Source organism: Microcystis sp. LE19-41.2A (assembly GCF_027530405.1).
Taxonomy (GTDB): Bacteria; Cyanobacteriota; Cyanobacteriia; order Cyanobacteriales; family Microcystaceae; genus Microcystis; species Microcystis aeruginosa.
Genome location: NZ_JAPZQJ010000028.1, coordinates 1 through 13,220, shown reverse-complemented (window position 1 = coordinate 13,220; position 13,220 = coordinate 1). Strand labels below are relative to the sequence as shown.

Annotated in this window: 10 protein-coding genes and 1 pseudogene; 7 read left to right on the top strand and 4 right to left on the bottom strand. The window is 40.9% G+C overall.

What is annotated here, in order from left to right; genetic code table 11:
- Positions 1-192: 192 nt before the first annotated feature.
- The 4 genes from O9290_RS01535 to O9290_RS01520 form a co-directional block, all read right to left on the bottom strand.
- Complete coding sequence (locus O9290_RS01535; RefSeq protein WP_288057941.1) at positions 193-528, bottom strand: hypothetical protein; 336 nt, start codon at positions 526-528, stop codon at positions 193-195.
- 228 nt (positions 529-756) lie between these two features.
- Positions 757-1,479, bottom strand: coding sequence for a restriction endonuclease subunit S (locus O9290_RS01530; RefSeq protein ID WP_002762203.1), 723 nt, complete (start codon positions 1,477-1,479; stop codon positions 757-759).
- Positions 1,476-3,242, bottom strand: a complete 1,767-nt coding sequence (locus O9290_RS01525; protein WP_002762205.1) for an N-6 DNA methylase — start codon at positions 3,240-3,242, stop codon at positions 1,476-1,478. Before O9290_RS01525 ends, O9290_RS01530 begins: the two co-directional genes overlap by 4 nt.
- Before the next feature lie 212 nt (positions 3,243-3,454).
- Positions 3,455-3,685 (bottom strand): type II toxin-antitoxin system CcdA family antitoxin, encoded by a 231-nt coding sequence (locus O9290_RS01520; protein ID WP_002762207.1) that lies wholly within the window; start codon positions 3,683-3,685, stop codon positions 3,455-3,457.
- A gap of 548 nt (positions 3,686-4,233) precedes the next feature.
- On the opposite strand from O9290_RS01520, the gene lepA reads away from it, so the two are divergent.
- From lepA to O9290_RS01485, 7 genes and pseudogenes are all read left to right on the top strand, one after another.
- Positions 4,234-6,045 carry a translation elongation factor 4 gene (lepA, locus tag O9290_RS01515; RefSeq protein WP_288057938.1) on the top strand — a complete coding sequence of 604 codons (1,812 nt, stop codon included), beginning with the start codon at positions 4,234-4,236 and terminating at the stop codon, positions 6,043-6,045.
- A gap of 55 nt (positions 6,046-6,100) precedes the next feature.
- Entirely contained in the window at positions 6,101-7,276 is a 1,176-nt protein-coding gene (locus tag O9290_RS01510; protein ID WP_002762211.1) for an AAA family ATPase, read from the top strand.
- Positions 7,277-7,279: 3 nt separating this feature from the next.
- A complete protein-coding gene (locus tag O9290_RS01505) occupies positions 7,280-7,963 on the top strand; it encodes a hypothetical protein (RefSeq protein WP_288057935.1) in 684 nt (227 codons plus the stop codon).
- A 244-nt stretch (positions 7,964-8,207) separates the two neighbouring features.
- Entirely contained in the window at positions 8,208-10,022 is a 1,815-nt protein-coding gene (locus tag O9290_RS01500) for an ABC transporter ATP-binding protein (RefSeq protein ID WP_288057933.1), read from the top strand.
- Positions 10,023-10,079: 57 nt separating this feature from the next.
- Complete coding sequence (locus O9290_RS01495) at positions 10,080-10,457, top strand: hemolysin XhlA family protein (RefSeq protein ID WP_288086617.1); 378 nt, start codon at positions 10,080-10,082, stop codon at positions 10,455-10,457.
- Between the two features lie 224 nt (positions 10,458-10,681).
- On the top strand, positions 10,682-10,975 hold the full coding sequence (locus O9290_RS01490) for a DUF4164 domain-containing protein (protein WP_288086615.1): 294 nt from the start codon (positions 10,682-10,684) through the stop codon (positions 10,973-10,975).
- A gap of 602 nt (positions 10,976-11,577) precedes the next feature.
- A pseudogene (locus tag O9290_RS01485) lies at positions 11,578-13,086 on the top strand (cation-translocating P-type ATPase); the annotation flags it as partial.
- Between the last annotated feature and the right edge of the window lie 134 nt (positions 13,087-13,220).

Sequence of the window (13,220 nt, the reverse complement as noted above, 5' to 3'; positions counted from 1 at the left end):
CACATCTTTCTTAACATTTCAAACCTTTGTAGCACAAGGCTTTCAAGACTCGGTTAACAATTTGTAATATTCCTTGTTGACACCCTTACTGACAAAGAAAAAACTGAAATCAAGTCAGGATAAGGGTTGGAGTGCTTACTGAAACAATTGTTAAGAAAGATCCCTATAAGGGATAGCTTTTAGGACGGGGTTTCAAACCCATTTTTCTGATGATTTTTCTTGTTCCAAGAGTTTTTGTAGTTGCTCTAGGGTAGCATCTTTGAGCAGCAGGCGATCGCCGTTTTTGCTGACAATTAACACCCGTTCGATTTTCGGGGTTTCAGGAGAGTCAATTTTTCGCTTTAATTGGTACAATTTCTCAGCGATGGCGATTGTTCCGCTAATAATGCCGATGATGGTGGCGATGGTAGCAAGGGTTCCCTCTCTCTCCACTTCGGAGATAACTTCGTAGCTGCCTTGCACCCCTTCCATCTCTAGGATATCCTCAGCAACTTTGATAGCATCGGCTCCTTGAATTTCTATCTGCATCAGTTTTGTTCCTCCTGTCAGTACCCAAGCAAAATGATCCTAAATCCGTTTATTAAAAACTGATTATCTATTCCCCCTTTTGCCTGTCCTGATATCTAGCCTATACTCAACGAATTTAGCACGAAACCCAACCAATGTCCTATTATCAAATAATTATAAATGATTTTGCCTGGTTATTGGATGGGGTGTTGGGTAACAGTCGTCAACCCAACCTACCTTCCGCGCTTTCTAGCTGTCGGTTCTAAGAGTTAGATTACCAAGTACAAGCTGAGCTAAGTCATCAGCTTTCTTTGATTGTTCTGCCGCCAATGTCCTTAGCGTAAACTCTTGTTCGACAGCATCTCCAATTTGTGTTTGAATCTCTTCTGGGGGAACAATTATTTGTAATTCTAGTAATCTAGACGGACTAATTCTCTGTCGCCCCGTTGCACCAGTAACGTTTGCTGTCGCTTGTCGGGTAAAATGATCAGAACGTAAAGCCCGAAAAAGGTAATAAAGATTAATCTCGGCTTGTGATTTTTTTCGCAAAACAATAAATTCAGTTGAAGCTACTGCGTTAGTTACATCTTGAGTTACTAGCGCAATCTTTTTGTTGGCCAAGCTGGGCATGATCTTGGCGAAGAGAATGTCATTCTTTTGAAAGCGATGTTTTGTACTTCCAATCTCATTTCCTTGATTAAGTTTAAGAGTTAATATATAGCCATAAATATCATCTACTTCTCGTAAATCTATATATTCAAATATTTGACCAGCATATCTACTAGAGCGTGGATTAACGCTTCTTGATACAACATCTACAAAGTTTCCTAAAGGCTGCTGTTCAAACTCACCTATTTGCTCATGCAAATATTGTGTATAAGCTGCACCAGCATCAACTGTATCGATACTACGGGCTGATTCTTCAGTGATTGTTAATATTAAAGGGTCTGGTTTAATTAACTCGATAGTCATTGCAATTCTAGTTTTACTCTATGATAGGCTTCCGCGATAACAGGTAAATCATTGAGATCAGTTTCTCTATAATATTTTGAGGTAATGTCATAGCCAACGTGTTCTGCTTGTGCTAAAAAACGCTTTTTATTGTCTCCAGTAGTCTTCTTGAGATACAAAACACAGGTTCTAGCATTAGACCCCCCAAACGGCTTAAATGATCCGACAGGTAAGCTTATACAACCATGAATATGTGTACGAGATTTCACAAAGTTGCGAACTTCAGTCTCGGAAACTCCGCTGGCAACACCATGGGGCAAAATAACTAGCAAACGTCCAGTTTCAGGCTTTAATAGTCGAATTGCTCTCTCAAGAACCAAATAGTCTGAACCTTGAGCAGCTTTACCTCGTCCTAGATAATACCGGTTTAAAGTAGCAGAATCTTCATAGGGTATATTGAACGGGGGATTAATGAGAATTACATCAAACATTGCTGCGTTATTTTGCTCAATATTTAAAAAATCAGTTCTGCGTCCATCTGTATTCCCAAAAACATCTTCTCTAATTGAATCTCCTGTATAAATATGTTCATAGCCATCACCATGTAAAATCATATTTATTCGACATAAAGTGGCTAACCGAGGATTTATCTCAATTCCCCATAGATTATTCGTGACAAGATTACTAACTAAATGATCTTTTTCATCTTGGCTAGAATCAAGAAATCGAATTTTTTTGCGGACATTAATAAACGCTCTAATAAGAAAGCCACCACTTCCGCATGATAAATCAAGGACTTTTTCTCCAATTTTTATATCAGCTATCTCAACCATGAACTCAACTAATTGTCTTGGGGTTAAATACTGTCCTAAGTCCCCTCGGAGTGTTCCAGTAAGAAAGGCTTCATAAACAGAACCAACTACATCTCCTCCTGCTCCAGCCAAGCCAAGTGGTGTCTTAAAACCATAAAGACCAAAAGGCTCTAATTCACGAACAATTTTTTCAACAGTTTCGTTGCTTCTAATTTGAATTTGAGTTCCCGTAGGGAATACATTAAAAGTCTGTTTTGCGTCAGTAAACATTTGCTGTAAAGCAGCTAGAGGTCCACTGCCAAGAAGCCAGGAAGATGTAAAGCGATTGGGTGCAAGGCCTTCAGCATCTCTTTTCTCTTCGTTAAACTTACAAGTGAGAATTTTAGTTAGCTCATCAAATGCAGACTCGGCAATGAGTCCTTCTTTAGCTAACTCTTTTCGACATTCCCTAAATGCTATTTCTAAGTCACCTTTATTTTCAATAGTTACTAAAAGTCGCTCAGCAGCTTGTCGCTTTTCCAATTGAACTACATTGCTAGAGACAGTAAGTATTGTGCTTTCAAGCTCTTGCGGTTCAGGAACGGATTCTAATCCGCCAATATCGTCTCTATCCAAATAATAAATCTCCCAATCACGTCCATTAGTCAGAACTGCAATTGGTGTAGATGGTTCAAGAAGTTGAGCATAGGAAAGCGCTTGGTTAACATCCTCCTCGCTCAATCGATGCTGAATACGCTTGGTTTCAACCACAAGAGCCGGACGTTCCCCAATATAAACAACGATATCAGCTTGCTTTCTAAATCTATGTCCTGAAGTTCCAGTGATTGAGACTTTTCGACGTATCTGGTTCCTGTCGTAACCAAGCCTCATTATGAAAGGAATAACAACATTCTCAGCACAGTCGTCCTCAGAGTTCAACGGTGGTGCTTTGCGAAAAATGTCATCTAAGATAGCCTGTTTATTCAACGGCATAATAATCTATACACCTATGGGTTACACGACAACTAAGCCTACTGCAAACCAGAGCAGTAGGTAAATAGCTTAAACCGTTGCGTTGCTGTTACAGGCAATACTACTATTAACCAGCTTAGTTGGGGAAAAAATCTCAATTACTATCAATGGTTGACCTAAGAAAATATTTCAGTCTCTCCGTCGGGAAATAACCTATTAGAGACTGAAAAATCTTAGTCATTCCATTCCCCTTTGGGTGGTACGGGAGGATTGCGTCGAAGATGGCGGGTTAAGTCCTCATCCGGTTGTTTCTCTCCTCTTAGCCACTGTTTAATCGCTGTTTCGATAATGCGACTAGGATCGTTAGTCAGGTGTTTAATCTGTTCTAAAACTTCCGAGTCAAGGTGAATAGCGATTTCAACTTTCTCCGCCGTGCGCTGAGTCGGTGTAGCATTGTCGTTCATAAGCTCTATTAATGATTGCTATCTATCATTCTACCCGTCAGTCGAGGATTCTTATCCAAGAGTTTATCTAGGAGCTGCTGAAAAAAGTTTTTCGTGGTGGCAGGGTGTAGGGTGTAGGGTGTAGGGTGTGGGGTTTTACCGATTTTGAAGTAGTCAGTTACCTAATTTTCAGGGAAAAAGTCCAGGGATTTTGCCGCCGATCACTCCATAGGCACTTTTTGAGGGAAAAAAGTCTAAAAGCCTTATCCAACAAGGTTTTTAGATTTATTCAGCCAGCCCTATCTATAGTAATCCGATTTGAACAAATCATAGAGCCTTTCCTTAGCCATTGCCCTTTGCCTGATTTTGTCAGCATAATCAAGCCTACCATAGTTTCCTGTGGATGCCGAGAGGGGAAGCTAAGGTCAAAACCCTGACTATACTTGCAGTTTAGCTTTTTTTACCTTTTACTTTTCGCTTTTGCTCCAGCCTTAGAGACTTTACCTCTACAATGAATTAAGGAATCTAAAATTTTATAAACCCCTGACTTTTGCCAACAGTGAACCACGATGACTGACGTTCCCGTTTCTCGCATTCGCAATTTTTCCATCATCGCTCATATCGATCATGGTAAATCAACTCTCGCCGATCGCCTCCTGCAAATTACGGGAACCGTAGCCCAACGGGAGATGAAAGAACAATTTCTCGATAATATGGACTTGGAACGGGAACGAGGTATCACCATCAAGTTACAGGCGGCACGCATGGATTATACCGCTAAGGATGGTCAAAAATACGTTCTTAATCTGATTGATACCCCCGGCCATGTGGATTTTTCCTACGAGGTTTCTCGGTCTCTAGCGGCGTGCGAGGGAGCTTTATTAGTTGTGGATGCGTCCCAAGGAGTAGAGGCGCAAACTTTAGCCAATGTTTACCTAGCACTGGAAAATAACCTCGAAATTATCCCAGTTTTAAATAAAATCGACCTACCCAGTGCCGAACCGGAACGGGTCGCGGCGGAAATCGAGGAAGTGGTGGGTTTAGACTGTAGTGAGGCGATTCGGGCCTCGGCTAAGGCTGGGATCGGTATTAATGATATTCTAGAGTCGATCGTCCAATTGGTTCCCCCTCCCCAAGATACCCTTGAAGAACCATTCCGAGCTTTAATTTTTGATAGTTATTACGACGCTTATCGAGGGGTAATTGTCTATTTCCGCGTCATGGATGGTCGGGTGAAAAAGGGCGATAAAATTCGTTTTATGGCTTCCGGTAAAGAATTTGTGATCGATGAATTGGGAATTTTATCACCGCAACAGGTACAGGTAAATGAACTGCACGCGGGAGAAGTGGGTTATCTGGCAGCCGCGATTAAAACTGTTGCTGATGCCCGGGTGGGTGATACGATTACTCTAACCACTAAACCGGCACAAGAGCCTTTACCCGGTTATACAGAAGCAAAACCGATGGTTTTCTGCGGATTATTCCCCACCGATGCCGATCAGTATGCCGATCTCAAAGATGCGCTGGAAAAGTTAAAATTAAACGATGCAGCTCTATCCTACGAACCGGAAACTTCTAGCGCCATGGGTTTTGGTTTCCGTTGCGGTTTCTTGGGACTGCTACACATGGAAATCGTCCAGGAAAGACTAGAAAGGGAATATAACTTAGATTTAATTACCACTGCTCCCTCGGTAGTTTATCAGGTCACTACCACCGATGGGGAAATTGTCGAAGTGGATAATCCCAGTTTGTTACCTTCCCCACAAAAACGGGAAAAAATTGAGGAACCTTATATCCAAGTGGAAATGATTACTCCGGAAACCTATGTAGGTGCTTTGATGGAATTATGTCAAAGTCGTCGGGGAGTTTTCAAGGATATGCGTTATTTTACTAAAACTCGCACCGCTTTGATTTATGAGTTACCTTTAGCAGAAGTGGTAACGGACTTTTTTGATCAATTAAAATCTCGATCGCGCGGTTACGCTAGTATGGAATATCAATTAATTGGCTATCGGGAAAATGAGCTAGTTAAATTAGATATTATGGTCAATGGTGATCCCGTTGATGCTTTAGCGATGATCGTTCACCGGGATAAAGCTTATTATGTTGGTCGTGCGTTAACCGAAAAGTTAAAAGAATTGATTCCCCGGCATCAATTTAAGGTTCCCATTCAAGCAGCTATTGGTTCTAAAATTATCGCTAGTGAACATATTCCTGCTTTAAGAAAGGATGTCTTAGCTAAGTGTTATGGTGGTGATATTAGCCGCAAGAAAAAGCTGTTAGACAAGCAAGCAAAAGGGAAGAAACGGATGAAAGCGATCGGAACTGTTGATGTCCCCCAGGAAGCATTTATGGCAGTCCTAAAACTCGATCCTCAGTAAAATCTTGGGGTGAGAATTAACTCACCCTTTTTAGTTTTAGCAGTGGGGAATTATTATGAAACTTTTGAGATTATCCTATCAAGATTTATCCTCTGGATTAAGTATAGATTCTTGCAAATTTTTTCCAGATTTGAATTTATTAGTTGGTATCTCAGGTGCAGGAAAAACCTCGATTTTAAAGGCTATTAGTAATTTAAAAAGAATCGCTAACGGTGAGTCTATAAATGGAGTAAAATGGGATGTAGAATTTTTAACCAATGATCATGTTCGTTATCATTGGTTGGGTGAATTTGAGGTTAGAAAAGCTCGTTCTCTCATCAAGATTGAAGAAGATGAAGTCAATAGTAATGACGGCGAAAATAAGGTTAGTATAATTAGGGAAACTCTTTTAAAAGATCAAGAGGTTTTGATCGCAAGAAATCAAGAGGTAATTGAGTTTAAACATTCAAAGACACCAAAACTAGCGTCTTATTTAAGCTGTATAGAGCTTTTCAATCAAGAAGAAGATGTTTTCCCTGTTCGACAGGAATTTAACAAAATGGTTTTCAATCCACTTAAGTTTAATATCTCATCTTCAACATTGGATAAAATCCTTAGAGACTACGAATATACCTCTCTCTCTGAATTACAATCGAGTCAACTTCCTATTTCCGACAAACTACTGATCACTTATAAAAAATATCCCGATACGTTCGAGATAATAAAGAGAAAGTTTTTAGATATTTTCCCTCAAGTTGAAGATTTAAAAATAGAATTTTTAGAACCATTCAAACTAGGTGATATTGGTATGCTTGTTTCATTAACTCCAATTTTTTTACTTGAAGACTTACCTCGCATACAAATAAAAGAAAAAAACTCTCATGTCTGGATTGTAGAACCAAATATCTCCTCTGGAATGATAAAAAGCCTGATGTTCTTAGCAACGATCAAATTATCTCCTGATGGCAGCGTTATATTAATCGATGAATTTGAAAATAGTTTGGGGGTTAACTGTTTGGACACTTTAACAGAAGATTTATTAGTTAATTATCGAGATTTACAGTTTATTATTACCAGTCATCATCCCTATATAATTAATAATATCAGTCCTGCCTATTGGAAAATAGTCACTCGTAAAGGAGGAGTAATTCAGGTACACAATGCGGCTGATTTTCATATTTCTAAAACTCGACAAAAAGCCTTTATTGATCTTATCAATGTCCTAGAAGAATTTCCTCAAGGAATTAGTTAATCGATGAATATTTATTTTTTAGTTGAAGGAAGAAGTACCGAAAAAAAGCTTTATACTGCCTGGTTAACTTATCTTATTCCCGAATTTAAGCGAGTTGATTTTTACGATCAAGTCAATCACAACAATTACGTTCTGATTAGTGGTAATGGCTACCCCTCGATACTTGATGAGGGAATTCCTAACGCCATCGATAAAATTCAAGAAGTATCCAAATATAACTATCTAGTCATCTGTCTCGATGCTGATGAGGATACTGTCGAAGAAAGAGAACAATATGTTAATGACTTTATCACCAAACATATTACTATCCCCGCACAACTTGAAATCGTGATAATCATTCAAAATCGATGTATTGAAACATGGCTACTAGGCAATCGCACAATATTTAATTCTAAACAACCTTTACAGGGACTTTTAGCTGATTATGTTCAACACTATGATGTTTACGAAAATGATCCCGAACTAATGGGTAGATTTAATTGCAGAAATCATGCCGATTTTCATTTTGCTTATCTAAAGTCTATTTTTGAAGCTAAAGGTTTGTCTTATTCTAAAAAATTCCCTGGGGTAGCTCAAGAACAATACTATCTTAATCAATTAAAAAAGCGTATCGATAAAACCGAACACTTAAAAACCTTTCAGAAATTTATTAATTTTTGTGATAATATTCGTCAAAATTTTAGATAAATTGATCTGTGGTGCTTCTGCCAAGGATGAAATACAAGCTGATCCGGCATCGTCTCCTGACTAATGGCTGATCGAGAATACAAGACTATGACAAGGCTTTTCTCCTAAAAATTTCTAGGTTGGCAGATTTTTGTAGTATTGTAGTATAATGGTAACTCCAGAAAAACAATCCCAAAAGTGCCTTTAGTCTCTTCAGTTAGCAGTTACCAGATAGAAGTTAAAAATTGGCAATTTACTTGATGTTATGGCTTCCTTACGGGATATTCTCAGTTACTATCGCAATTATCAAAAAGCCGCCTTTTTGAGCATTGCTGCCTCCAGTGTCTTTGAAATTATCGATCTGATGGTTCCCTACGCTGTCGGACAGATTCTTAATGTTCTTTCCGATCAACCTTTAGATGGATTCGTGCAATCTTTGGTCGATCGCACCATGATATTAACTCCCTTTGCCTCAGAAAAGTGGGTTAGTTTGGCGGTATTATTAGGCTTAATTTTCCTAACCACGGTAATTAAAGCACCAATTCAGCCTTGGGTGAGTCTCTGGTTTCACTGGGAAATATCCTTAAGAGCGCGACGAGATCATCTCAAAAAAGTTATTGCTAAAATTCTCACCTTACCCCTATCTTTTTACGATGAAAATAATCCAGGACGCATCGCTAACCGGATCGCCAAAGGCATAGAAAATCATACTTGGACTTATCCTGAAGTGGCGGGAATGATGATCCCAAAACTGTTTAGAGTTTTCGGTATCTTTATTGTTATTTGGGTAATTCAATGGCAAATCGCCCTCGCTTTTGTCATTTCTTTTGTATTAATTGTGGCTTTTATTGTCAGAGATTTAAAAGATTTAATGCAAAAAGAAAGAATTCTTGATCAGCATATCGAAAATACCCAAAGTCGTAATTCTGAGATTATTACTAATATCAAAACCGTCAAAGCTTTCGCCACAGAAGGACAGGAATTATATCGTCAAAAACAGCGTTTAGAGAGAGAATTTACCTACGTTATCTATCGCATTCATAAGGGTTATGTGGACTTAACAACTTGGGAAAAAACCCTCGTCCAAGCTAGTTTATTTGGAGTATTTTTCTTTACTCTCCTAGCTACCGTTCAACAGAAAATCTCGATCGGGCATTTTATCACCACCTATACCCTCGCTAGTATGGCCTATGCGGAATTAGATCCCCTATCTCAAATGGCAGAAACTTTCGCTCGTCGCTATGCTTCTATGGCACGTCTAAACGAATTTATCAACTTGCCTAGTGGTACTGATTCCGGTAGTCTTTTAGCCGATCATGCCCAACACAATCCCTATCATTTTACGGGGAAAGTAGAATTAAGTAATCTTAGCTTTGGCTATAGTCCTGAAAGAAGGATTCTCAAGGATATTAATCTTCTGATTGAACCCTATCAAACCGTGGCATTAGTGGGAAAATCTGGTTCAGGAAAATCCACTTTAGTTAAGTTACTTTTCCGCTATTTTGAACCGAATCAAGGGCAAATTATGATAGATGGCGAGGATATTAGTCGCTTGGATGTGACTTGGTATCGGCGACGGTTAGCGATTGTCCATCAAGAAGTAGATGTGTTTAATGGTACGGTGTTAGAAAATCTCACCTACGGTAATCCTAATATTAGCTTCGAGAAGGTAGAAGAAGCCTGTAAAATTGCCCGTGTCGATGAATTTATTCAGGAATTACCTAATGGTTATTCCACTATTGTAGGGGAAAGGGGCGTGCGTCTTTCGGGGGGACAAAGACAGCGTTTAGGAATTGCTAGGGCGTTAATTGTTGCTCCAGATGTGTTAGTTTTTGATGAGGCCACTTCTAGCTTAGATTATGAGTCAGAAAGAGCAATTCAACTAGCCATGAAATCCATTTTAGGCACTCGCACTACGATTATTATTGCCCACCGTCTCAGTACCGTTCGAGAAGCTGATCAAATTGTCGTCTTAGATAATGGTCGCATTGTCGAGATCGGTAGCCATGATCAATTATTAAATCAGCAGGGAATCTATCAACGTCTCCACTCTTTGCAAGAAAGTGGCGAACTGGTTTAGTCTTAAAATAGTCCCCGATAGGGAACCGAGAAAATATATCTAATGGGAGTTGATACTATGTCTAACGAAACCGTTACCTATTCCCTAGAAGCTGTTTTGACGAGGATTGAGGGGAAAATTGACAATCTCCAAAAAGATGTTAACCAAAAATTTGACAGTTTCCAAAAAGATGTTGACCAAAAATTTGACAGTCTCCAAAAAGATTTTAACCAAAAATTTGACAAACTCGACGAACGGTTAAATAAGCTAGAGGTAGGACAGGCAAAGTTAACCGAAAAGGTTGAGGGCATCGATAATCGCCTAAAATCAGTGGAAGGAACCCAAAAAAATCAGGTTTGGACATTAATTATTCTTTTGGCAAGTGCGGTCGCCTACGGCGCGGCGAAGCCGACCGCTACTGCCGGTTGGAAAGTATTTTTTTCAGGTAATCCCTAGAATTAATCTGTGGCTATTATTCACAGTTTCAAGTTTTGTCATCCCAGAAAAACGATGTTCTCAGACAACCTCAAACCGGTTTAGTCTTAAAATAGTCCCCGATAGCAGACCGAGAAAATATATCTAATGGAAGTTGATACCATGTCTAACGAAACCGTTACCTATAGCGGTGTGCAGTCGTATGAGGTACAGTGTCACGAGCTATAAACCATGCTAGGCAAAGCTTGGTTTGTATCTCACTCAAGCGCTTACCGCTATATTCCCTAGAAGCTGTTTTGACGAGGATTGAGGGGAAAATTGACAATCTCCAAAAAGATGTTAATCAAAAATTTGACAAAATCGACGAAAGGTTAAATAAGCTAGAGGTGGGACAGGCAAAGTTAACCGAAAAGGTTGAGGGCATCGATAATCGCCTAAAATCAGTGGAAGGAACCCAAAAAAATCAGGTTTGGACATTAATTATTCTTTTGGCAAGTGCGATCGCCGTTGCTTTCCTGACAACCTTCTCCAAGATTTGATCTAATCTCAGACAGAAGTAAGCCTGATCCAATTACCGAAAAATTGGGTTTAAAGCCTCGCCCTAAAAGGGCGACTTGATATGATGTAAGTAGGGAGGCACAATTATTTGTAGGATGGGTTAGCGGTAGCGTAACATAATCGGGCGTTGGGTTTCATGCTTCAACCCAACCTACGTTCATCTTATATTTAATTCCACCCACCTACTTATGATATTAAGAATAGGGGGCCGGGTAAGCAACCGCTTAAAAAACCCAGTCATCGAAGGATGAACGCACCTTGAAAACTAGAGTTATGGGGTTCTATAGGGGAATGCTCCTATAGGTAAAAGCTCTCAGCGTCAAGTACCAAAGAAACCAATTATTTTAGAGGTTTGGAACTGTATCGTGGGACACACGAGAACAGGCTTCTGTAAGGGAGCGAAAGTCTGAGGAGAGAACCACCTCTGGCTGGGATTTCGCTAGGAATCTAATTCAAGTGGACTCGTTGAGCCAGAAATTCACAGCAGTGATGCTAGAAGAATCCACGTCCGTTTACGGCGTGGGGTATGTCAACTACTCTCTATGTGCGAGAATAGCCTGTGTGAAAAACCTAGGTAATTGTTATGGTTGCACATATACAAAATAGGCAGTTTAACGGGTTGTCTAGCCAAGAAGCTGGCGATCGCTTGAAACAGCATGGCTACAACGAACTGCCCTCAACCCAGCATCGTACTTTTTTAAGGATCGCCCTAGACATTATCCAAGAGCCGATTTTCTTGCTCCTGATTGCCTGTGGTGTCATCTACCTCTTTTTGGGTGATGCTCAAGAAGCTCTGATTTTGTTGGGGTTTGTCTTTTTTATTATTGGCATCAATCTTTACCAGGAGCAAAAAACGGAACGTTCTCTAGAAGCACTGCGGGACTTATCCAGTCCTCGGGCCTTGGTGATTCGAGATGGGGAGCGGCATCGGATTGCGGGGCGAGAAGTGGTACAAGGCGATTTGATCGTGGTGGAGGAGGGCGATCGCGTTCCTGCGGATGCGATTTTGCTGTGGTCGACTCACTTGACGATTGATGAATCGCTGTTAACCGGAGAGTCTGTTCCGGTGAGGAAACGCACCATCCAGCTGGAAGAAGACCCGAAGCACCTTTCAGCAACCTTGAGACCGGGTGGAGACGACTTACCCACTGTCTATTCTGGTACTCTTGCGGTACAAGGGCAGGGCATTGCCCAGGTGCAAGCAACGGGCATACATACTGAAATGGGAAAAATTGGCAAAGCTCTGCAAACGGTTGAACCGGAAGACACTGTCTTACAGAAAGAAACCCGTCGCATTGTCGGTAAATTGACGATGATTGCGCTTGCCATTTGCGCGGCGGTGGTCGTGATTTATGGACTAACCCGGGACGATTGGTTGCATGGCTTTTTGGCAGGATTAGCGCTGGCAATGGCAATTTTGCCCAATGAAATTCCGGTGGTGCTGGCCATCTTTCTGGCTCTGGGAGCGTGGCGATTCTCGCAAAAACAGGTACTAACTCGTCGCATTCCAGTGGTTGAAACCCTGGGTTCTGTCACCGTTCTTTGTGTCGATAAGACTGGAACCCTGACATTGAACCAAATGGCCGTCAAACAATTGTTGGTTTACAGCGGCTCCAATGCTTATCTGTACGATGTGACGCTCCACGAGCGCGAACCCTTGCCCGAAGTCCTTCATCCCCTGATCGAGTTTGGCATTCTAGCGAGTCGCAAAGATCCCTTTGACCCGATGGAGAAAGCGTTGCAGCAAATTGGTTGGGATTACCTGGCCAAGACTGAACACCTGCATAGCGATTGGCAACTACTGCGCGAATATCCCCTGTCCACCGATCTCTTGGCCATGTCCTGTGTCTGGGAATCCCTGACGGGGGAGCTTACCGTTGCGGCAAAAGGGGCCCCAGAAGCGATCGCTGATCTCTGCCATTTCAGCCCGATTCAACAACAGGAGCTTGCCGAACAGATCCAGTCCATGGCCAGAGAAGGTTTGCGAGTTCTGGGAGTCGCTCAAGGACGCAAAATTGGAACATTACCCAAAACCCACGCTCTTGAGTCATCTGGGCCTCTAGCCTACTTGGAATCTGACGATCGCTTACCGAAATTTTGGGTTAAAGCCCCGTCCTTTTAGGACGGCTTTTTAAACTATATCTTGTTAACTTAACTTTTATTGTGCTATACTGATTTTGTCTAAGTCCCCCCTGCGTAAAATGTTTGTCTTAGAGTTTAAAGTTA

What these genes read in the sequence shown, in the direction of transcription:
- lepA (WP_288057938.1), top strand. Translation starts at nt 4,234, where the DNA reads ATGACTGACGTTCCCGTTTCTCGCATTCGCAATTTTTCCATCATCGCT.
- O9290_RS01535 (WP_288057941.1), bottom strand. Translation starts at nt 528, where the DNA reads ATGCAGATAGAAATTCAAGGAGCCGATGCTATCAAAGTTGCTGAGGAT.
- O9290_RS01520 (WP_002762207.1), bottom strand. Translation starts at nt 3,685, where the DNA reads ATGAACGACAATGCTACACCGACTCAGCGCACGGCGGAGAAAGTTGAA.
- O9290_RS01505 (WP_288057935.1), top strand. Translation starts at nt 7,280, where the DNA reads ATGAATATTTATTTTTTAGTTGAAGGAAGAAGTACCGAAAAAAAGCTT.
- O9290_RS01500 (WP_288057933.1), top strand. Translation starts at nt 8,208, where the DNA reads ATGGCTTCCTTACGGGATATTCTCAGTTACTATCGCAATTATCAAAAA.
- O9290_RS01530 (WP_002762203.1), bottom strand. Translation starts at nt 1,479, where the DNA reads ATGACTATCGAGTTAATTAAACCAGACCCTTTAATATTAACAATCACT.
- O9290_RS01495 (WP_288086617.1), top strand. Translation starts at nt 10,080, where the DNA reads ATGTCTAACGAAACCGTTACCTATTCCCTAGAAGCTGTTTTGACGAGG.
- O9290_RS01525 (WP_002762205.1), bottom strand. Translation starts at nt 3,242, where the DNA reads ATGCCGTTGAATAAACAGGCTATCTTAGATGACATTTTTCGCAAAGCA.
- O9290_RS01510 (WP_002762211.1), top strand. Translation starts at nt 6,101, where the DNA reads ATGAAACTTTTGAGATTATCCTATCAAGATTTATCCTCTGGATTAAGT.